Genomic DNA, 19,709 nt, shown 5'->3' with positions numbered 1-19,709 from the left:
GCATACCTGCCATAACAGCGCACCATGCATACGCAGAATAAAGCCCTGATTGATAGCGATAAAACCCTTAAACCGCGCTCACTTAAAGGTCTGACAACCTATTTTGCAATCGCAGTACAAATCACATTGAAGCATTTTTAGAACTGTTTTAAATCACGCGAAGTTCACAAATGAATCACAGGAACATGAATATGAAATCCGGTACCAAACTGCCTGACGTAACCTTTCACACCCGTGTCCGTGATGAGGCCGTCGAAGGCCCCAACCCGTTCCGCTGGGAAGATAAAACCACCGCAGATTACTTTGCCGGTAAACGCGTGATCCTGTTCTCGCTGCCCGGTGCGTTCACGCCCACCTGCTCGACCTACCAGTTGCCGGGTTTTGAAAACGGCTATGCCGAATTCAAGGATAAAGGTATCGACGACATCTATTGCATGTCGGTCAATGACAGCTTTGTCATGAACAAATGGGCGCAGGATCAGGGTCTGGAAAACGTGAAGGTTATTCCAGACGGTTCGGGCGAGTTCACCCGCAAGATGGGCATGCTGGTCGACAAGGACAATCTGGGTTTCGGCATGCGCTCATGGCGCTATGCGGCCATCGTTGACAACGGCGTGGTCGAAGCATGGTTTGAAGAGCCCGGCCTGATGGATAACTGCCCTGAAGATCCTTATGGTGTTTCCTCTCCTGAGAACCTGAAAAAACACCTGGACGAAGCGAAAGAGCCGGCTCTGGCCTAAGCTTTCGTTCAATCGAACACAAAGGGCCCGCCGCTGGCGGGTCTTTTTTAAGCGCGGGTTGCGGAAACTATACCCTCGCCAACCTGCCGGATGACCTCGGCCAGGCCGTCAAACCAGTCCTCACCCCCAGTCGACGCACGCCGTACCAAGCCAACTGTACGCGCCGGTTGAGGTTTACTGAAGCGCATCAACTGCAATCCCGGTACAGCCTCGGATTCAGCCCGAGCAGCCAATTCGGGCATAAGCGTCAGACCAAACCCTTCGGCCACCAGCCTCGATAGGGTCGCCAATGAGGACGCGCCCATATTGATCAACCCGCTGCTTCTGTCCTGACCGCAGACCTCAAGCGCCTGATCGGTCAAGCAGTGGCCGTCATCCAGCAACATCAACTGTGCGGTCTGCAAATCCAGTGGGCGCAGAACTTCGGGGTTGGTCGTCATCCCCTTCAACCGGGCAGCGCTTCCAGCCAGAAGAAACCGATCCTGAAACAGAGGAACTTCGAACAGTTCGTTGCCTCCGGCTGGCAAGGCTACGACACCAGCGTCGATTTCACCGGCACGCAACATTGTCAGCAAACGCTCTGTTCTGGCTTCTCGCACCTGCACCCGAAGTGACACGTCCGAGGTACGCAATCCAGCCAGAACGCCAGGCAGCAGATATGGCGCAATCGTTGGGATTATCCCAATCGACAAAGACCTGTGCCCGCCCGAACGATCCCGTGCGAACTGATCCAGCCGGTCTGCTGCACCCAGAACCTCGCGCGCATGATCCAGTACGTCGCGCCCGAGTGGTGTCAGCAAGATGTCTCGGGCCTTACGTTCGAATAACGGGCCGCCGAGGTTTTCCTCGAGGGCCTTGATTTGAACCGACAAAGCGGGCTGAGACACATGGCAGACCTGCGCAGCCCGGCCAAAATTGCGCTGTTCCGCGACAGCCCGGAAATACTGAAGTTGTCTAAGGGTGAAATTCATAACCCCTGATTATCACTTGGCAGGGCTTCCGCAACCTAAACATATCACCCGATCAGTCGGTTTCTCTCCGACTGGCTCTCATAATGCCGTTTTAGTCGCTGCAATGCGATCCGAAGGACAATCTTGCCCGAACGAGCCGACCACCCCATGCGCTTTTCGGCAAGTTCCAACCCTTCCAGATAGCAGCAACATCGCAGCGCTACATCGCTCAACCCCGGCCCGAGATCCGACAACGCTTGCGCCACGCGGTCACGCGCATCTGATGAACCGCGGCCACCATGCGCCTCGCTTCCGAAGCTGCCGCGTCCCCCGGCTGTCAGGAAATGATCCCAATTCTGCGCGACTTGAGGGCCAATCTGCGCCAGCTCAAAATCCTCACGCAGTCGTTCCCCCGCTGCCACCAACGTTTCGTCCAAAAACGGCTTGCCGTCCCGATCCCGCCTGCGCGCCAACGCGATAAGAGGGCTTTCAGCTACGCCGTAGCGAACACGCTTTGGACGATCATTCGTGTTGGCCCCACCTTTTCCCGGCATCAACTGCGCCTGAAAAGATGCCTGCGCTTCGGCCATCCCGAATTCACTACGAGCTCGCGCTTTGTTTTCCGCATCAGCGACCAATTGGCTAAGCGCCGACCGGCCTGACGACGAAATACGATACCGCGAAATACGCCCCGGATTGTCGCAGGAAATCCAGTCCTTCAGAGCCAGCGCTTGGGCAATACTGCACTCGACCACAGCGGTTCTGGTCGTTCCACCATCACCCGAGTCGCGCACCACCACAGCCTTGTCCATCTCTTCCGCGACGGCCAGCACTGCGCCTGTTTCGCACAATCGGCGCAGAATGCGTAGGGCTTCCCGGTTGAACTCTTCATCCTTGGCAGCCGCTTCTTCTTCTTTCGTGGCTGCAAATGTGTTGTGGGCAGCACTGGCGGGATCAGCAAAATGAGTCTCGGCCAAGGATTGCAACGCGGCATCCACCAACGGATCATCCCGACGCGTTTCGATCCGCCTGATTTGCCTGAGAATGGTCGAAGCATGGCACCCGGCGGATCGCGCGATATCACGGATCGATTGGCCGGTCTCTGTGTGGGCGAGGTATCTTTGCGCCCCCTCAGGCACCCAAGCCGGAATGGTGAAAGCCATGTTATTTTCCATAGTTCCTTGACCTCGTAGACAAAACAATCTGTTCCCAATCGCCCCCGGTAAATTTGTTAACCAATTCTAACTAGAGTCGCTTTCGTTACTCGTTCGTTAACCTGCGAGGACAAGCACCAGATTTGATTCAAAAACATAAACACTCATGAAGTCAGAGTTCGGCGAGAACCCAGTCAAGGCAACGCCCGCTTAGGTTGTGCAGCACATTCGGGGACATTCACTCTCACAAAGGATCCCCGGAATGCAGGACCTGATGACCATGATTACCACCCTACGCCGTCCTCGACTGCTGGCACGTGCCGCAAAACATGGCGCGCAGGACTATGATCGGGACCGGCATTTGCAACGCATTCTCGGATACGGATCACTGCCCGGAACGGGGGCGGCGCTGATGCGCCTTCTGGAAATGGAAAGAGAGGTTAACGAGCAGCGTGTCGAGGAAGACGCAGCCTATTCTCTGGTCCGTCATCTGGACCTGCTGATCGCGCTTTTGGGCGAAGCGCAACTGTTTCAGGCCAGCCGCGCCTCGCAATATCAGTAATTAGCTGAACGCATCCGGCATGGATGCCTTCTTTTTCTCAATATATTCATTGAGCGCGGCATGGATTGCAGGGTCGAGTTGCGGTTGCTGGTAGTTGGCCAGCAGATGCTCGACCCGCGCCGAAGCCAACTGACGCGTGTCACGCCCGCCTTCGTCTTCCCATGTTTCGTAGGGCTTATAGTCCAGCACTTCGCTTTTCCAGAACGCTTCTTTGAAGTTGGCCTGTGTATGTGCGCAGCCCAGATAATGGCCGCCAGGACCCACCTCGCGGATCGCATCCATGGCCTGAGCATTGTCGTCAACGGCAATGCCCTTGGCCAATCCGTGCAGAACGCCCAGCTGATCGGCATCCATGACGAATTTTTCAAAGTCAGCAACCAGACCACCTTCCAGCCAACCGCAGGAATGCAGCATGAAGTTCACGCCAGACATCAGCCCCATGTTCAGCGAATTCGCAGTTTCGTACGCGGCCTGTGCGTCAGGCAGTTTCGAGCCACAGAACGAACCAGCCGAGCGGAATGGAAGGTTCAGACGCCGTGCAAGTTGACCCGCGCCATAGGTGACCAGCGACGCCTCTGGCGTACCAAAGGTCGGCGCGCCGGAGTTCATGTCAATTGACGACACGAAGGCACCAAAGATCGCAGGGGCGCCGGGACGAACAATCTGACTGTATGCAACACCGGTCAGAACCTCGGCCAATACCTGTGTCAGCGTACCCGCAACCGAAACCGGCGCCATCGCACCGCCAACGATAAAGGGCGAGATGATGCAGGCTTGGTTGTTTTGCGCGTAAACCTCAAGTGATCCCATCATTACGTCGTCGAACGTCATCGGCGAGTTGATATTGGTCAGCGAGGTCATGACAGTGTTTTCCTGAACGAACTCTTTGCCGAACATAATCTCACACATCTCAACCGAATCCTGCGCGCGGCTGGGATCGGTGACCGAGCCCATGAACGGCTTGTCCGACAGGGTCATGTGCGCCATCAGCATGTCCAGGTGACGCTTGTTCACCGGAACGTCGGTCGGTTCGCACACGGTCCCGCCCGAGTGGTGCAACCACTTGGACATATAGGCCAGTTTCACGAACTTGTTAAAATCGTCCATGGTCGCATAGCGACGTCCACCCTGCGCATCGCGCACGAACGGAGGGCCATAGACCGGGGCCAGAACCAGATTGCGACCGCCGATCACAACCGATTTCTCGGGGTTGCGGGCGTGCTGAGTGAACTGGCTGGGCGCAGTTTTGATCAGCTCGCGTGCCAGACCGCGCGGAATGCGAACGCGTTCTCCGTCGACGTCGGCACCGGCGTCTTTCCACCGCTGCAATGCGCCCGGGTTGTCAACAAAGTTGACGCCGACCTCGGCCAGAATGGTTTCCGCGTTGGCTTCGATGATTTCCAGCGCTTCTTCGTTGAGAACCTCGAAATTCGGAATATTCCGTTCGATGTATTTCGCGGTTTCAATGCGAACTGCGGTGCGTTCGGCCCGGCGGGCAGCGCCACCGCCACCTCTTGCCCTGCGCCGGGTGTTTGCCTCTGCCATGAGAAAATCCCGTGTGGTTGGTTAGATTGATCATTTTGTTACAGGAGCGCCCAGGGTATCTGCATATGGTTTACGGCGCTCTGGGGGTAAAAGCGACATGTATAAGGTAGCTCTAAGACTTTGACCGGTCGGCCCTGTCCGGGCATGATAACACGATGACGACCGAAAATCAGGCGACGCCGCCGCCCGAGTTTGAGCGCAAAACCCTTGATGCCGCCGAAATTGGTGCTGTTGCACATCTGTACCGAGGTGAGGTTTACCGCAGCACCATTTGGCGTACACGGTTGGACACGACAACAAACTGGGCCGTTGTGACGTTGGGCGTTGCGCTTTCTATATCCTTTTCCTCTCCCGAGTCGTCACCTTTACCTTTGGTACTTGTTGGCATTCTGATCATCCTGTTCCTGATGCTCGAAGCCCGCCGCTATCGATATTTCAACGTATGGCGCGCCCGAGCCAGATGGTTGGAAACACACTTTTATGCCCCCCTGCTATATGACGGCGATCTTCATATGGAGGAGAACTGGCAGAAGGTATTGGCCGAAGATTACCTGCACCCACGCTATCACGTCAGCCTGATGATCGCGATCGGGCGCAGAATCCGCAGAAACTATTTGTGGATTCTATTAATCCAGAGCTTGGCCTTCGGCGTTAAACTCTCGGTCCACCCGTCACCGGTTGAGAGTTTTGCTCAAGCTATCGACCGGGCCGATGTCGGCCCCATCCCCGGTGAGGCGCTGATTGTTACCGGTGTTTTCTACATTGTGTGCTGGTCAGTGATCGCGATCTGGAGCTACCGGGTGGACGGGCGCCGCGCGTCGCACCGTGGCAGCGCAAAGTCTGAATCAATGGGCTGAATGCAGTTCTACAGGTCTTTGATCATGGTGACTGAATTTCCAGCAACTTCAGTTTCGCGCCAGCCAAGATGAGCATAGATCGCACGGGTATCCCGCATCATCAAGTGCGTCCGCAACACCATGTATGTGCATCCGTTCCGACGGGCGGCGTCTTCAGCATTTTTTAGCAACTTCCCGGCAATCCCCTGCCCTTGTGATTGCGGCGACACGGCCAGATTGATCACTTTCAGCGTATCGTTTGACTGAGAATAGATGATTACACCGCCCAACCCGGCCTCGGTCCAGGCCAGAACCACCTGATGATCGGCGATTTCATGATCTACACCTGCAGTTACGTCCGGCAGATCGGCGATGGATTCGCGCGCCTTTGCATAGGCGGCAGCAATACAATCGGTGATCGCCTGGACATCGTCTTGTGTCGCATTCACGAAACGAACAGCGGTCATTGATCCGAACTCCTTCTACATCTGACGCAAAACGCCTTCATAACGCTTGCACATAACTGCCGCGCGACCTAAGAGCCAGTCATGAGCCAGACATCCCACGACCGCCTTCTTATCATAGACTTCGGCAGCCAGGTAACGCAGTTGATCGCACGCCGCCTGCGCGAATTGAATGTCTATTGCGAAATCCACCCCTACCAGAACGTCACGATGGACTTTGTGCGCGAGATGGCACCCAAGGCCGTTATTTTCTCGGGCGGGCCGGACAGCGTCACGCGTGAGGGATCGCCCCGCGCCCCGCAGGAAATCTTCGACTATGGCGTGCCGATTCTTGGTATCTGCTACGGCCAACAGGTGATGATGCATCAACTGGGCGGCAAGGTCGAAAGCGGCCACGGCACCGCCGAGTTCGGACGCGCCTTTGTGACTCCGAAGGGTCAGCTGGACATTCTGGACGGCTGGTTCGAAGAAGGTGACGAACAAGTCTGGATGAGCCATGGCGACCACGTTAGCGAAATCGCTCCGGGGTTTGAGGTTTTCGGCACCTCGCCCAACGCGCCCTATGCGATCACAGCCAACACCAGCCGTCACTTCTATGCAGTGCAGTTCCACCCCGAAGTGCACCACACTCCCAAGGGCGCGAAGCTATACGAGAACTTCGTGAAACTTGCCGGGTTCAACGGCGATTGGACCATGGGTGCCTATCGCGATGAGATGATCCGCAAGATCCGTGAACAGGTCGGTGACAAGAAAGTCATCTGCGGCCTGTCCGGCGGCGTCGACAGCTCGGTCGCGGCGATCCTGATCCACGAGGCGATTGGCGATCAGCTGACCTGTGTGTTCGTGGACCACGGACTGCTGCGCAAGAACGAAGCGCAAGAAGTCGTCGGCATGTTCCGCGACAACTACAACATCCAACTGATCCACGCGGATGAAAGCGACCTGTTCCTGGGTGAACTGGACGGCCAGTCCGACCCCGAGACCAAGCGCAAGATCATCGGAAAGTTGTTCATCGACGTGTTTCAGAAACACGCCGACACCATCGAAGGTGCCGAGTTCCTGGCCCAAGGTACGCTGTACCCTGACGTGATCGAATCGGTTTCGTTCTCGGGCGGTCCGTCAGTAACGATCAAGTCGCACCACAATGTGGGCGGTCTGCCGGAAAAGATGGGCCTGAAACTGGTCGAACCCCTGCGCGAGTTGTTCAAGGATGAGGTCCGCGCCTTGGGCCGGGAGCTGGGGCTACCGCAAAGCTTCATCGGCCGTCACCCCTTCCCCGGTCCCGGCCTTGCGATCCGCTGCCCCGGTGAGATCACGCGCGAGAAGCTAGAGATTCTGCGCGAGGCGGACGCGATTTACATCGACCAGATCCGCAAACACGGACTCTATGACGACATCTGGCAGGCGTTTGTGGCGATTCTTCCGGTTCGAACCGTGGGCGTAATGGGTGATGGGCGCACCTATGATTATGCCTGTGCCCTTCGTGCCGTGACGTCCGTTGATGGAATGACTGCTGATTATTACCCGTTCAGCCACGAATTCCTTGGCGAAACTGCAACGCGCATTATCAACGAGGTTAAGGGCATCAACCGATGCACCTATGACATTACCTCGAAACCTCCGGGAACAATCGAGTGGGAATAACGTAAAAAGCCGGGCACAGTCCCGGCTTTTTTGTTTAACTATTGCCAGAAACCCAAAGGTTTCCATCAAGAAATCCGCGATTCCCGCAGGCAAGAACATGGACAGCAGCAAACCGCAGATCGGCAAGGCCGCACTTTGGATGACGGGGGCGATTGCCTCCTTTTCATCCATGGCTGTAGCGGGTCGTGAGCTGAGCGTTACGCATGACACATTCGAAATCATGTTTTTTCGCAGCCTCGTAGGCATCTGCGTCGTAGCGCTGATTCTGACGCTGACGCGAAACTGGCATCAGGTTTCCACCTACCGGATAGGCTTGCACGGCGTTCGAAACCTGATGCATTTCGCCGGTCAGAACCTGTGGTTTTATGCGGTCTCGGTCATACCATTGGCACAAGTCTTCGCGCTGGAATTCACGCAGCCAATTTGGGTAATCCTTTTGTCACCCTTGCTGTTGGGAGAACGGTTAACGCCCGTCCGTGTGTTGTCTGCACTAATAGGATTCGCTGGTATACTAATCGTTGCCCGGCCCGGAGCTGTTCCCATGAATGCGGGCGTGTTAGCGGCCGCTCTTTCCGCTGTTTTCTTCGCGCTAACAACGATTTCCACCAAGAAACTAACTCAGTTTGCCAGCATCGGGTGTATATTATTTTGGCTAACTGTTATGCAGGCGGTCCTTGGCCTAATCGCCGCCGGGGCGGACGGCCAAATTACGCTGCCGACACTAAAATCCGCCCCCTTCTTGCTGCTTGTGGGATTAGCAGGGCTATTGGCGCACTATTGCATCACCAACGCGCTGGCGATTGCCCCGGCAACAGTGGTCGTTCCGTTCGACTTTGCCCGCCTGCCCACAATCGCCGTGGTGGGAATGATTCTGTACCATGAGCCACTGGATCACTGGACCCTTCTGGGCGCGGTTGTGATCTTCTCTGGTATTTTTCTGAACGTTCAGGCCGAAAATCGTAACAGTTTGGCAACAGATTCCCGTCACTCTAGCCAGTAGTAACGCACCGTCACCGGTTGACGGTTAAACACGGGTTAAGAAAGTATCGAGCACCGCAAGGCAGGTTGATCTTAACCACTCGAAAACGGGATCTGGCCTGAAAGACACCTTTAGGGAGGACACAATGAAAAAAGCGCTTTTACAGGCGTGCGTTTTGAGCGTTGGGGCAACCAGTGCATATGCAGGCGGCCTGGATCGCAGCGGACAGGGAGTTAATATTCTGTTCGAAGAAGGTTCGGTGGTTCAATTCCGCTTGGGATACACGTCGCCGGACGTAAGCGGCAGCCAGGACGGTGTAGACTCAGGCAACGTCGCCAAAGATTTCTTCACCCCGCACCTGGCCTATAAACACGCTTTTTCCGACCAGCTGGATTTTGCGTTGATCTATGATGAACCATTCGGCGCGGATATCGAATATCCGTCAAACTACCCGTTGTCTATCAACCCGACAACGCCGTTTGGTGGGCGCACAGATGTCTTGCGTGCCGAAGCAGATGTTGACGCGATCACTGCACTTTTTCGGTACAAGTTCGACAGTGGCTTCAGCGCCATCGGTGGTCTGCGCGCGCAACGCTTGAAGGCCAACGTAGCCGTACCCGCCGCTCTCGGATACGAAGTCGACACAGATTCTGATATCGCATTCGGATATGTCGTCGGCGTCGCGTGGGAGAAGCCAGAAATCGCCGCGCGGGTGTCTCTGACTTACAACTCAAAGATCACGCACGACATCTCCCAGACTGAATCTTTCAATGTCGTACCGCCTGTATTCCCACCGAGTGCAGTACTGGTCACAGCTGACACCGAGACTGAAATTGAATCACCTCAATCCATCAACTTGGACTTCCAAACTGGTGTAGCGCCCAAAACATTGTTGTTTGGTTCAATCCGGTGGGTGGATTGGCCGCAAACTGTGTTTGCACCGCCAAACTATGTCGACATCGTAGGTGATAACCTCGTCGACTACGCAGATGATACTTTCACCTATTCTCTGGGTCTTGGCTATCAGTTCTCGGAAGAGTTCTCGGGCGCCGTGACGGCTGGATATGAAACTTCCACCGGCTCAGAAGTCACAAACCTTGGCCCGACGGATGGTTTTTGGAGCCTTGGGGTTGGTGGAACCTATTCACTTGAACGAGCGCAGATTTCCGGTGGTGTAAGGTACACGGATATCGGCGATGCCACCACCACCACAGGTGGAGAGTTCAGCGGCAACAGCGCCTGGAGCGTTGGTTTCCAGATCACTTACTCTCTGGGCTAACCAAAGCATTACTCAATCAAGGAACCCCGTCTTTCGGCGGGGTTTTTTGTTACAAATTAGTTGTTTACCACCGATTTCGTTCTCATTGCGTTTGGGCCACACTCCGCGGGAAATTCCTGACCAGCGCATCTCACAGTGACATTCCACCTGTCGACTCAGAACCAGGTCATGTACGGGACGCGCACAACAAAAAGACGAGGAATGAAATTGTTGAAAACGAGCAAAATTTCAACCGCAGCGATCCTTTGCATGACTGCGGGAATTGCCAACGCCCAGGAATTTCGTGGCGCAGCGACATTGGGCTATGGACAATCATCCCTGTCAGACGGCGGTGGCGACTTTAGTACTTTTACGGGCGACGCAACCGGCACGCTGAGCTTTGATAACGGCCTGCATTGGGGCTTGGACGCCAAGTACTACTCTGTTGATCCCGATGATTTCTCGGGTGACGTATCCGTGTGGGATCTTGGAACCACGTTGAACTATCAATTCAACAGCGGCGGAGTCTTGGGCGGTTATCTCGACTATGCGGATGCTGATTTGGACACTGGCTTGGGCTTCAGCCTGTCCACCGACGTAACATCCTATGGTATTTCAGGTGGCTACGTAGTTGAAGGTTTCGGTTTCGAAGCATGGGTCGGTGAATCCACAACGTCCCCCGATCTGCCAGGCGGCGCAGATTGGACCGACATCGGCGCTCTGTTCCGGTATCAGGTATCAGATAACGCGTCTTTCGGCGGTCATTACGTCCGCAGCGATGTGTCAGGCGGGGGCGTTGACCTTGATCTGTACAGCATTGGCCTGGGCGGCTACTACCAATTTGCTAGTGGCTGGGGCACCTATGCCGGCGTTGTGCACCAATCATTCAGCGATATCGATACGGATCTCACCACATTTGGTATTGGAGTCGATTTTAACTTGCGTGAAATCAGTGAAATCCCCGCTCAGGTTTCCTTGGAACTGGCCAGAACGGACATCGATATCGCCAGTGTCAGCGGCGACATAGATACCATTCGCCTTGGTCTGACGTTCCCACTTGGCGATCGCAGCGCTGCTACGCCGCTCAACAGCGTCGCACGGGCAGCAATGGCGCCGCGTCACAACGCTTTGACAACGCTGGAAGATACTCTTTTCTAAGTATCGAAAGCTCACCGAAAGCAATTGAGACCCCGTCCTTTTGGGCGGGGTTTCCCTTTGCGCAAGTTCCGGGTCGAATGAAGCAAGCCCAACTGCAAGAACGAACCATGGCAAAACAAAAACATCTTTCCCCAAACGCATGGGCCGAGCTTCTTCTGCTGGGCTTGATCTGGGGCGCTTCGTTCGTATCGATCCGGATAGCATTGGATACGATTCCAGTAATGACTTCCGTACTCCACCGGGTATTTTGGGCCATGCTGGTGCTGTGGTTGGTCGTTTGGGTCCGAAAGTTGCCCGTACCGCGCAGCCCCCGTATCTGGTTTTCATTTGCCGTCATGGGTCTGCTGAACAACGCGATACCGTTCTCTTTAATGGCCTGGGGACAGCTATACATCGAGACCGGACTGACCTCGATCCTGAATGCGGCGACGGCCATTTTCGGTGTCATAACCGCTGCGCTATTGTTCAAGGATGAACGTTTGACCCGATCACGAGCAATAGGAGTTGGTCTTGGGTTTCTAGGTGTAGCGGTTGCAATAGGCATTCGGAACTTCGCCAGCTTCGACCTTCAGAGCGCGGCGCAACTGGCTATTATCGCAGGAACAATTTCGTATGCACTGGCCGGTGCCTGGGCACGCGTGACATTGTCGGACCTTCCGCCCGTCGTTGCGGCGGCTGGTATGTTAACTGCGTCAACCGTGTTGATTCTGCCCCTTACACTTTTGGTTGATGGCGCGCCTCGCTTGGACCTTCCGATGACAACATGGCTTGCGATTGGCTACTACGCTCTGATCGCAACCGCCGGTGCCTACCTGCTGTATTACCGGGTTCTTGCTATGGCCGGAGCTGGCAACCTGCTGCTTGTGACGCTGGTCATCCCTCCAGTCGCCATCGTTTTGGGCGCAGTTCTACGAGACGAAGCTCTGCCACCACAGGCCTTTCTGGGCTTTGCAATCCTCGCGCTGGGGCTGCTGATCCTCAACCGCTCGGGCCCACGCGATTGACGCCGTCCGCTGCCCGTTTTAGCTAGGTCAGAAAAAGGGATAGCGGTAATGATCTACAGCTCGGCAAAAGACTGGCGCGACGCGGCGCGAAAAAAGGTGCTGTTTTTCGGTATGTCGGGTCTGGGCAAGACCTATGTCTCGAATGTCCTGCGGGATTCTGGCGACTGGTTCCATTACTCGATCGATTACCGCATTGGCACCCGGTACATGGGCGAATACATCGCAGACAACGCAAAGGCCGAGGCGATGAAAGTCCCTTTCCTGCGCGAGTTGTTGTTGTCAGACTCGATCTTCATCGGCTCGAATATTACGTTCGAAAACCTGACCCCCGTTGCCGCTTATCTGGGCAAGCCAGGAAACCCTGCAATGGGCGGTCTGGACCTGCCGGAATACCGCCGCAGGCAAGAACAGTTCCGGCAAGCTGAAATTTATGCCCTGCTAGATACCGAGTACTTTATCGATCGCGCGCAGCGTCTGTATCAATACCCGCACTTTATCTGCGACACAGGCGGCTCGATCTGCGAATGGGTAGACCCGAACGATCCCACCGATCACGTGCTGTCAGAACTGTCCAGTCAGACGCTGATGATCTGGATCAAAGGGGATGAGGACCACACAGCCGAACTGGTTCGACGTTTCGACAAGGCGCCCAAGCCAATGTCTTACCAGCCAGAGTTCCTGACACGTGTTTGGGATGAATACCTGAAACAGCACGCCTGCCGCGCAGAAGATGTAGACCCCAACGCATTTATCCGCTGGACCTATGCCCAGGCACTGGCGCATCGTCAGCCGCGCTATCAGGCAATGGCGGATAACTGGGGCGTCGCAGTCACCGCCGGTGATATGCACAAGGTCCGCGACGCCGCCGATTTCGACGAGTTGATCGAACGCACCCTTGAGACCCGCGCCAACCGCGCTTAATTACCGCCTCTACACTGTAACTCCAAAGGCTTGTACCTGATGCCGATCAAGATTCCCTCCGACCTGCCCGCGTTTGATGTCCTCACGAAAGAGGGCGTCTCGGTCATGGCCGAGGATCAGGCAATGCGTCAGGACATTCGCCCCCTGCGGATCGGCCTTCTGAATCTGATGCCCAAGAAGATTCAGACGGAAAACCAGTTCGCCCGTCTGATCGGGGCGACGCCACTGCAGATCGACCTATCTTTGATCCGCATGACAGAGCATCGCACCAAGAATACCGCCGCAGAGCACATGGCCGAGTTCTATCGCCCCTTTCAGGAAGTCAGGGACGAGAAATTCGACGGCCTGATTATTACCGGTGCTCCGATCGAGCATTTAGAGTTCGACGACGTCACTTATTGGGAAGAACTGCGTGAAGTGTTCGAATGGACACAAACCAATGTGCATTCCACCTTTGGCGTGTGTTGGGGCGGCATGGCGATGATCAACCATTTCCACGGCGTCAAGAAACACATGCTGGACGCCAAGGCATTTGGTTGCTTCCGTCATGCGAACCTCGAACCTGCTTCCCCCTTCCTGCGCGGTTTCTCGGATGATTGTGTGATCCCTGTCAGCCGTTGGACCGAAATGAAGCAAGGTGAAATCGACGGCGCTGACGGGTTGAAAACTCTGTTGGGTAGCGAAGATGTCGGACCCTGTCTGGTTGAAGACCCGGCGCATCGTGCGCTCTATATCTTCAACCATTTCGAATATGACAGCGATACTCTGAAGCAAGAGTATGATCGCGACGTTGCCAATGGCACGCCCATCAACGTGCCGATGAACTATTATCCTGACGACGACCCGAGCCAGACACCACAAAACCGGTGGCGCAGCCATGCGCATCTGCTTTACGGCAACTGGATCAGCGAGATTTACGGCACCACACCTTATGACATCAGCCGGATCGGTGTGGACATAACCGATCTGAGAGCCTGAGAAGATGATGCGCGTCGGCCTCATCGCTCTGACCCTTCTGGTCGTGCTGTGGGCCGTCGCCATCTGGCGCGCTGCGCGAAACGAGGCCCGGGCCGAAGCCGCCTTTCCGCCCGAAGGTCAGATCGTCGACGTCGACGGCGTCCCCGTTCATGCCGTCGTAGTGGGTGAAGGACCGGACGTCGTGTTGATCCACGGGTCCAGCGGCAATACGCGCGATATGACCTTTGCTCTGGCGCCAATCCTGGCTGAAAACTACCGTGTGATCGTGTTCGACCGTCCGGGTCTGGGCTATAGCGCCAGCTTCAACCCTGATGGCGAAACGATTGAAGAACAAGCAGATATTTTGCAAAAGGCCGCAGCCCGACTCGGGGTTGACACGCCTATCGTCGCCGGGCAAAGCTATGGCGGGTCTGTCTCGCTTGCGTGGGCTGTGACGCGGCCAGACAACATCTCGGGTCTTGTCCTGATCGCACCCGCCGCCATCCCATGGGAGACGCCCCTGGACGGGTTCAACAAAATGGCAGCCACTTCGGCCGGGAATGCTGGTGCGCTGCCGCTGGTCACTGCCTTTGTCCCTGAATGGTACGTGGGAAAAGCATTAGATCGGGTGTTCGCCCCTCAAACAGCGCCCGAGGGCTATGCAGACCATTTCGGCCCCGGCCTGACCATGCGCCGCGCTTCGATGCATGCGAACGCCAAACAGCGCGCCAATCTGCTGGAAGAGGTCCGCGAATTACAGCCTCGCTACAGCGAAATCGATGTTCCAACCGAGATCGTCCACGGCACTGCTGATGACACCGTTGGCCTTGAGTGGCATTCGCATCGCCTTATCGACGAAATCCCCGGTGCGGAACTGATTGAATTGCCTGGGATCGGGCATATGCCGCAGGTGGTCGCCGCCCCCGAGGTCGCCGCAGCCATTGACCGCGCAGCCCAACGTGCGGGTTTGCGTTAAGCCCTCGGCTAATCCATAGTAAGTTATGGATTTTATGGCGAGGTAACGCATGGCCCGTTCCGAAAAAGGTTCCATCGAAAAGTACTTCAAAAAAGACGCCCCGAAAGAGGTGCGATCGGCCATCGAAAAGTCGGGAAAAGACGACATTCTGAACCCGACCTACCCTTACGACGAACGGATGAAGCGTAAGGATTACGACAAAGAGATGGAAAAGCTGCAGATCGAATTGGTCAAAATGCAGTCGTGGATCAAAGAAACAGACCAACGCGTCGCTTTGATTTTCGAGGGACGCGACGCAGCAGGAAAAGGCGGTACAATCAAGCGGTTCCGGGAAAATCTAAATCCTCGCGGGGCGCGTAACGTAGCCCTAAGCAAACCGTCGGATACGGAAAGCAGTCAGTGGTATTTCCAACGTTACGTCACCCACCTGCCCGCCGCTGGGGAAATCGTGTTTTTTGACCGCAGCTGGTACAATCGAGGCGTTGTCGAAAACGTGTTCGGGTTCTGTACGGCTGAGCAACGCGAGCGGTTTTTCCGGCAGGTTCTGCCGTTGGAAACCGGTCTTGTGAATGATGGGATCAAACTGTTCAAGTTCTGGCTGAACGTTGGCCGGGCCGAACAGCTGAATAGGTTTCTGGCTCGAGAGACTGATCCGCTCAAACAATGGAAACTCAGCCCGATCGACGTCGCCGGCCTGAACAAATGGGACGAATACAGCGAGTCGATTTCCGAGACCCTGACACGCACCCATTCCGAACATTGCCCCTGGACCATCGTGCGGTCAGACGACAAGAAACGGGCGCGTCTCGCGGCCATTCGTACCGTGCTGCACGCTTTGGACTATGACGAGAAGGATGAGGATGCCATCGGGCCCAACGATCCTAGAATTTGCGGCGGGCCTGAAATCTGGGATGCGTGATCTCCGGTGGACGAATACAGCCGCGCGACCTATGTCATTCATTCCTATAACTTAAACAACAAAGGCAGCTTAAACAGGGATGACAAAACGCGGGTATCACCACGGGAACCTCAAACAAGCTTTGATTGAGGCTGCCCTGTCGCTGATCGAGGAAAAAGGGCCAACCGGCTTTACCTTGTCCGAGGCTGCAAAGACCGCTGGTGTCACCCCTGCGGCGGTCTATCGCCATTTCCACGGGCGCGAGGATTTGATCGCCGAGGCCGCCCGCCAAGGGTTTGAGATGTTCGCGGACCTGATGCAATACGCTTACGACAAAGGGCAGCCCTCAGCCCTGGCTGCGTTCGAGGCCACGGGCCGTGCCTACCTGGCCTTTGCGCGCAAACATCCGGGTCACTACATCGCCATGTTTGAAAGTGGGATTTCCATCAATCGAACCCCGAAACTGGCGCTGGCTGCCAACCGTGCCAAGGGTGTGCTAGAGAAAGCCGCAGCCGACCTTTCGCAACATATCCCACCTGAAAAGCGCCCTCCGGCGTCTATGTTCAGCGCACATATCTGGGCCATGAGCCACGGTGTCGTTGAACTGTTCGCCCGAAACACCGGTGCAAGCTCACCTTTCCCGCCGGAGGATTTGCTTGAATCCGGGATTGGTATCTATCTGCGCGGATTGGGATTGGTTCCACAGGATGATTGAGATTTAGAATCTGGACAATGGCTGCGGTGCACTTAGCCCAGACGTGACATTGATAAGCTCCATCGCACCCATGCCTTTGATATCCACACTCCCCAGATCCGAGACCTGAAATTCGTCGATCAGAGCGTATTTCATTTCTTCAGGGGCAACGATTTTCATAGGATTGGCAAACACTTGCAGGCGTGACGCGATATTCACAGCCGGACCAAAAACATCATAAACGTACTTTTGAATGCCCACCACAGACCCAACCGCAGCCCCCGTCCCCAGCCCGATCCGGGCCTGCCACTTATGAGGGTGGCTTTCATTGCGTCGCTCCAGATATCGCAAAAAACGTACGGCGCAATGGGCAACGGCGGTCGCATGATCCGGTGTCGGGTCTGGCATCCCGGAAACCGCCAAATACGCGTCGCCGATGGTTTTGATCCGCTCGCAACCGAATTGCTCAACGATGCGGTCAAAGGCGGTGAATATGTCGTTCAACTCGCTCAGCGTGACGGTCGGGTCGGTTTTGGCAGCGAAATCCGTGAACCCCACGAAATCCAACATCACAACAGAAACCTGATCATACAGTTGCGGTGTAACAACGCCGAACGTTTTGAACTCTTCGTACACAGCCTTGGGCATCAGGTTCAGCAACAGCCTCTCGACCCGCTCCTTCTCGCGCTCCAATTCCCGCGTGTTGCGCTCGACCATGGTCGAGTAGCTGTCGATCATACTCTCAAGCTCTCGAATGCGCGTGATGTTCTGGCATTCGACAACCAAAACCTGTTCGGACAAACCGTTTGCCAGTGAAACAGCTGTCGCAAATATCAGCGTTCTACGTTTTGGCTTGATCTGCAGTTCAACGGTGTAGCGGAGCCCGGATTGCTTGACGTCGTCCAACTCGCGCGGATCAAGCGAGGGCAAAATATCCAGTAAAGTCTGCCCCTCGGTCGGGGCGCCAAACCATTCAGCAAATGGCCCGTTGTGGAACACAAAAGTCAAATCCGATGCGCGCACGACTGCCACGCCAACACCAATCGCGCGGAGCAATTGTTCGTTTATTGCCAAAATGCTCATGCCGCGTCTCGCGCAACGATAATGGCCCGTTTTGATTCTATGGCTTGCAAGGCGATCTTTATGTGATCATCTCGCATCCCGTGCATTGAAAGCGCTTCAGCAAACAGCTCGGCCATCTCATCGAAGTCAGCGTGAGAGATGTTCAGGTTCCGATGCACGGCCTCTATTCTATCGTCGCTAAAAGACGCTGGCCCACCAACCAGCGAAGAAACAAATTTTGTCTGATGGTCAATCAGACGCGGCATGTCGATATCTTCGAAGTGACCGCCAATCTGATCGGAATCCAAGGCCATTTCATAGAAAGTCATCACGATCCGACTGATCGTTTTAAACCCACCATATCTTTCATAGATTGTTTGACCCACACTACACACCCAAGCATCAACCAAGAACAACACTGCAAGTTTATATCATACTGACAGTTTTGTTAACGCTTATAAGTGGTTCGGCAGAACACCGGGCACGGGACGGCAGTCCCCATCGGCTTTTGAGGTGTGGCAGGAAGGAATGCTTCCCCTCCTGCCGATCAAATCAGGCGCTGATCGTGTTATGTTCGGGGCCATACGGGAAGCCGGTGATGTTTTCCGCGCCGTCTTCCTGGACAACCAGAATGTCATGCTCACGATAGCCGCCGGCGCCTTTTTGACCTTCCGGGATCCACAGCATTGGCTCGATTGAGACAACCATGCCGGGTTCCAGTACTGTGTCGATATCCTCACGCAGCTCCAACCCGGCCTCGCGGCCGTAGTAGTGGCTGAGAATTCCGAAAGAATGCCCATAGCCGAATGAGCGGTACTGCAGCAGCCCTTCATCCGCGAAGAAGCGGTTGATTTCTTCGCAGATGCCCGAGCATGTCGCGCCGGGTTTAATCAGGCTCAGCCCCAGTTCATGCGCAGCTACGTTGGCTTTCCAAATACGCAGGCTTTCCGCGTCAGGTTCGCCAAGGAACAAAGTGCGTTCCAGCGCGGTGTAATAGCCTGAAATCATCGGAAAAGTGTTCAATGACAGGATATCGCCTTTTTGCAACGCCCGCTTGGTAACTGGGTTATGTGCCCCGTCTGTATTCAGTCCGGACTGGAACCAAACCCATGTATCACGATATTCGGCGTCAGGGTAAGCGCGGGCAATCTCAGCCTCCATCGCATCACGACCAGCCATGGCGATTTCGATCTCGGTCGCGCCTTCGCGGATTGCGGCGTGAACGGCCGCGCCGCCGACATCTGCAGTGCGTGCGCCGCCTTTGATTAATTCGATCTCTTCCGCGGATTTAACCATCCGCGCGGCCATTGTGTCAGGTGCAATGTCCACCAGTTCCGGCCCGCCAAGCATGTCCAGCGCGGTGTCGCGCATCGCCAGGGTCATGTGATCGCCTTCGATACCGATCCTTTTAGCGGAACCAATCAGATTAGCCACAGCGCGCCAGTAATTGTTCCGCTTCCAATCGGTGTAGATGACATTGTCCTGGACCGAGCGTCGCCACGGCTGGCCCGCATCGATATTTGCCGAAACCGTCGTGCAACTTTCCTGAGTCACGACACAGCCGTACGGCCGGCCAAATGAGCAATACAGGAAGCCCGAATAATACGCGATGTTTTGCATCGACGTCAGCAGCACCGCAGGGATATCTCGTGCGGCCATCGTCGCGCGCAAGCTGGCCAGACGGCGCGCATATTCCGCCTTGCTGAAAGGCAACGGTGCTTTGTCGCCATTGTGGCAGGTAAAGAACTCGGGGCGATTGTTCAGGTCATTCATAGGGTCTCTCCTCAATGCCGGACAGGCATCGCCCGGCCACAAGCCCCGGCGTTCAGGACGAGCGGCCTCGGGAACCGAGAGCCATGCACCCCGCGTTGCGTCACGACGCCATCGTGACCGGAGTGCATGGTGAA

At 55.6% G+C, this 19,709-nt stretch carries 20 protein-coding genes; 13 read left to right on the top strand and 7 right to left on the bottom strand.

Annotated elements, in window-relative coordinates; translation table 11 throughout:
* Positions 1–191 precede the first annotated feature (191 nt).
* Positions 192–740 carry a redoxin family protein gene (locus ACR0LN_RS02215; protein WP_480427495.1) on the top strand — a complete coding sequence of 183 codons (549 nt, stop codon included), beginning with the start codon at positions 192–194 and terminating at the stop codon, positions 738–740.
* Positions 741–787: 47 nt separating this feature from the next.
* On the opposite strand, the gene ACR0LN_RS02210 is transcribed toward ACR0LN_RS02215, so the two are convergent.
* Both ACR0LN_RS02210 and ACR0LN_RS02205 read right to left on the bottom strand, forming a co-directional pair.
* The gene (locus ACR0LN_RS02210) at positions 788–1,711 is read right to left on the bottom strand and encodes a hydrogen peroxide-inducible genes activator (RefSeq protein WP_480427493.1); all 924 of its coding nucleotides are present in this window, start codon (positions 1,709–1,711) and stop codon (positions 788–790) included.
* Between the two features lie 44 nt (positions 1,712–1,755).
* A complete protein-coding gene (locus tag ACR0LN_RS02205; protein ID WP_480427491.1) occupies positions 1,756–2,865 on the bottom strand; it encodes a DUF6456 domain-containing protein in 1,110 nt (369 codons plus the stop codon).
* 241 nt (positions 2,866–3,106) lie between these two features.
* On the opposite strand from ACR0LN_RS02205, the gene ACR0LN_RS02200 reads away from it, so the two are divergent.
* Positions 3,107–3,406, top strand: coding sequence for a DUF6477 family protein (locus ACR0LN_RS02200; RefSeq protein ID WP_480427489.1), 300 nt, complete (start codon positions 3,107–3,109; stop codon positions 3,404–3,406).
* On the opposite strand, the gene ACR0LN_RS02195 is transcribed toward ACR0LN_RS02200, so the two are convergent.
* On the bottom strand, positions 3,407–4,951 hold the full coding sequence (locus tag ACR0LN_RS02195) for a trimethylamine methyltransferase family protein (RefSeq protein ID WP_480427487.1): 1,545 nt from the start codon (positions 4,949–4,951) through the stop codon (positions 3,407–3,409).
* A 155-nt stretch (positions 4,952–5,106) separates the two neighbouring features.
* Between ACR0LN_RS02195 and ACR0LN_RS02190 the strand changes: the two genes are divergently transcribed.
* Positions 5,107–5,808, top strand: a complete 702-nt coding sequence (locus tag ACR0LN_RS02190) for a DUF2270 domain-containing protein (RefSeq protein WP_480427485.1) — start codon at positions 5,107–5,109, stop codon at positions 5,806–5,808.
* 8 nt (positions 5,809–5,816) lie between these two features.
* Here ACR0LN_RS02190 and ACR0LN_RS02185 read toward each other — a convergent pair whose 3' ends face one another.
* On the bottom strand, positions 5,817–6,254 hold the full coding sequence (locus ACR0LN_RS02185; RefSeq protein ID WP_480427483.1) for a GNAT family N-acetyltransferase: 438 nt from the start codon (positions 6,252–6,254) through the stop codon (positions 5,817–5,819).
* 81 nt (positions 6,255–6,335) lie between these two features.
* On the opposite strand from ACR0LN_RS02185, the gene guaA reads away from it, so the two are divergent.
* From guaA to ACR0LN_RS02135, 10 genes are all read left to right on the top strand, one after another.
* On the top strand, positions 6,336–7,895 hold the full coding sequence (gene guaA, locus ACR0LN_RS02180) for a glutamine-hydrolyzing GMP synthase (protein ID WP_480427481.1): 1,560 nt from the start codon (positions 6,336–6,338) through the stop codon (positions 7,893–7,895).
* 97 nt (positions 7,896–7,992) lie between these two features.
* Complete coding sequence (locus ACR0LN_RS02175; protein ID WP_480427479.1) at positions 7,993–8,895, top strand: DMT family transporter; 903 nt, start codon at positions 7,993–7,995, stop codon at positions 8,893–8,895.
* Between the two features lie 124 nt (positions 8,896–9,019).
* A complete protein-coding gene (locus ACR0LN_RS02170) occupies positions 9,020–10,153 on the top strand; it encodes an OmpP1/FadL family transporter (RefSeq protein ID WP_480427477.1) in 1,134 nt (377 codons plus the stop codon).
* A 168-nt stretch (positions 10,154–10,321) separates the two neighbouring features.
* Positions 10,322–11,290, top strand: coding sequence for a porin (locus ACR0LN_RS02165; RefSeq protein ID WP_480427475.1), 969 nt, complete (start codon positions 10,322–10,324; stop codon positions 11,288–11,290).
* A 107-nt stretch (positions 11,291–11,397) separates the two neighbouring features.
* On the top strand, positions 11,398–12,294 hold the full coding sequence (locus ACR0LN_RS02160; protein ID WP_480427473.1) for a DMT family transporter: 897 nt from the start codon (positions 11,398–11,400) through the stop codon (positions 12,292–12,294).
* A gap of 48 nt (positions 12,295–12,342) precedes the next feature.
* Positions 12,343–13,215 carry an ATPase gene (locus ACR0LN_RS02155; protein WP_480427472.1) on the top strand — a complete coding sequence of 291 codons (873 nt, stop codon included), beginning with the start codon at positions 12,343–12,345 and terminating at the stop codon, positions 13,213–13,215.
* A 39-nt stretch (positions 13,216–13,254) separates the two neighbouring features.
* On the top strand, positions 13,255–14,193 hold the full coding sequence (gene metA, locus ACR0LN_RS02150) for a homoserine O-acetyltransferase MetA (RefSeq protein WP_480427471.1): 939 nt from the start codon (positions 13,255–13,257) through the stop codon (positions 14,191–14,193).
* A 4-nt stretch (positions 14,194–14,197) separates the two neighbouring features.
* Positions 14,198–15,148, top strand: coding sequence for an alpha/beta fold hydrolase (locus tag ACR0LN_RS02145; protein ID WP_480427469.1), 951 nt, complete (start codon positions 14,198–14,200; stop codon positions 15,146–15,148).
* A gap of 49 nt (positions 15,149–15,197) precedes the next feature.
* Positions 15,198–16,067, top strand: coding sequence for a polyphosphate kinase 2 (ppk2, locus tag ACR0LN_RS02140; RefSeq protein WP_480427467.1), 870 nt, complete (start codon positions 15,198–15,200; stop codon positions 16,065–16,067).
* Between the two features lie 79 nt (positions 16,068–16,146).
* A complete protein-coding gene (locus tag ACR0LN_RS02135; RefSeq protein ID WP_480427466.1) occupies positions 16,147–16,761 on the top strand; it encodes a TetR/AcrR family transcriptional regulator in 615 nt (204 codons plus the stop codon).
* A 3-nt stretch (positions 16,762–16,764) separates the two neighbouring features.
* On the opposite strand, the gene ACR0LN_RS02130 is transcribed toward ACR0LN_RS02135, so the two are convergent.
* From ACR0LN_RS02130 to ACR0LN_RS02120, 3 genes are all read right to left on the bottom strand, one after another.
* Positions 16,765–17,823 carry an adenylate/guanylate cyclase domain-containing protein gene (locus ACR0LN_RS02130; protein ID WP_480427464.1) on the bottom strand — a complete coding sequence of 353 codons (1,059 nt, stop codon included), beginning with the start codon at positions 17,821–17,823 and terminating at the stop codon, positions 16,765–16,767.
* Positions 17,820–18,188: a group I truncated hemoglobin gene (locus ACR0LN_RS02125; protein WP_480427462.1), complete on the bottom strand. Its 369-nt coding sequence runs from the start codon at positions 18,186–18,188 to the stop codon at positions 17,820–17,822. The genes ACR0LN_RS02130 and ACR0LN_RS02125 overlap by 4 nt, the downstream gene beginning before the upstream one ends.
* Before the next feature lie 166 nt (positions 18,189–18,354).
* A complete protein-coding gene (locus tag ACR0LN_RS02120) occupies positions 18,355–19,575 on the bottom strand; it encodes an aminopeptidase P family protein (RefSeq protein WP_480427461.1) in 1,221 nt (406 codons plus the stop codon).
* Positions 19,576–19,709: the final 134 nt, after the last annotated feature.

It is taken from the genome of Ruegeria sp. AA6 (genome assembly GCF_056542865.1).
The sequence above is the reverse complement of the archived record's forward strand: the minus strand, read 5'-3'. Positions and strand labels throughout refer to the sequence as shown.

Coding starts and splice junctions, on each gene's coding strand:
- ACR0LN_RS02215 (WP_480427495.1), top strand. CDS start 192: ATGAAATCCGGTACCAAACTGCCTGACGTAACCTTTCACACCCGTGTC.
- ACR0LN_RS02210 (WP_480427493.1), bottom strand. CDS start 1,711: ATGAATTTCACCCTTAGACAACTTCAGTATTTCCGGGCTGTCGCGGAA.
- ACR0LN_RS02205 (WP_480427491.1), bottom strand. CDS start 2,865: ATGGAAAATAACATGGCTTTCACCATTCCGGCTTGGGTGCCTGAGGGG.
- ACR0LN_RS02200 (WP_480427489.1), top strand. CDS start 3,107: ATGCAGGACCTGATGACCATGATTACCACCCTACGCCGTCCTCGACTG.
- ACR0LN_RS02195 (WP_480427487.1), bottom strand. CDS start 4,951: ATGGCAGAGGCAAACACCCGGCGCAGGGCAAGAGGTGGCGGTGGCGCT.
- ACR0LN_RS02190 (WP_480427485.1), top strand. CDS start 5,107: ATGACGACCGAAAATCAGGCGACGCCGCCGCCCGAGTTTGAGCGCAAA.
- ACR0LN_RS02185 (WP_480427483.1), bottom strand. CDS start 6,254: ATGACCGCTGTTCGTTTCGTGAATGCGACACAAGACGATGTCCAGGCG.
- guaA (WP_480427481.1), top strand. CDS start 6,336: ATGAGCCAGACATCCCACGACCGCCTTCTTATCATAGACTTCGGCAGC.
- ACR0LN_RS02175 (WP_480427479.1), top strand. CDS start 7,993: ATGGACAGCAGCAAACCGCAGATCGGCAAGGCCGCACTTTGGATGACG.
- ACR0LN_RS02170 (WP_480427477.1), top strand. CDS start 9,020: ATGAAAAAAGCGCTTTTACAGGCGTGCGTTTTGAGCGTTGGGGCAACC.
- ACR0LN_RS02165 (WP_480427475.1), top strand. CDS start 10,322: ATGTACGGGACGCGCACAACAAAAAGACGAGGAATGAAATTGTTGAAA.
- ACR0LN_RS02160 (WP_480427473.1), top strand. CDS start 11,398: ATGGCAAAACAAAAACATCTTTCCCCAAACGCATGGGCCGAGCTTCTT.
- ACR0LN_RS02155 (WP_480427472.1), top strand. CDS start 12,343: ATGATCTACAGCTCGGCAAAAGACTGGCGCGACGCGGCGCGAAAAAAG.
- metA (WP_480427471.1), top strand. CDS start 13,255: ATGCCGATCAAGATTCCCTCCGACCTGCCCGCGTTTGATGTCCTCACG.
- ACR0LN_RS02145 (WP_480427469.1), top strand. CDS start 14,198: ATGATGCGCGTCGGCCTCATCGCTCTGACCCTTCTGGTCGTGCTGTGG.
- ppk2 (WP_480427467.1), top strand. CDS start 15,198: ATGGCCCGTTCCGAAAAAGGTTCCATCGAAAAGTACTTCAAAAAAGAC.
- ACR0LN_RS02135 (WP_480427466.1), top strand. CDS start 16,147: ATGACAAAACGCGGGTATCACCACGGGAACCTCAAACAAGCTTTGATT.
- ACR0LN_RS02130 (WP_480427464.1), bottom strand. CDS start 17,823: ATGAGCATTTTGGCAATAAACGAACAATTGCTCCGCGCGATTGGTGTT.
- ACR0LN_RS02120 (WP_480427461.1), bottom strand. CDS start 19,575: ATGAATGACCTGAACAATCGCCCCGAGTTCTTTACCTGCCACAATGGC.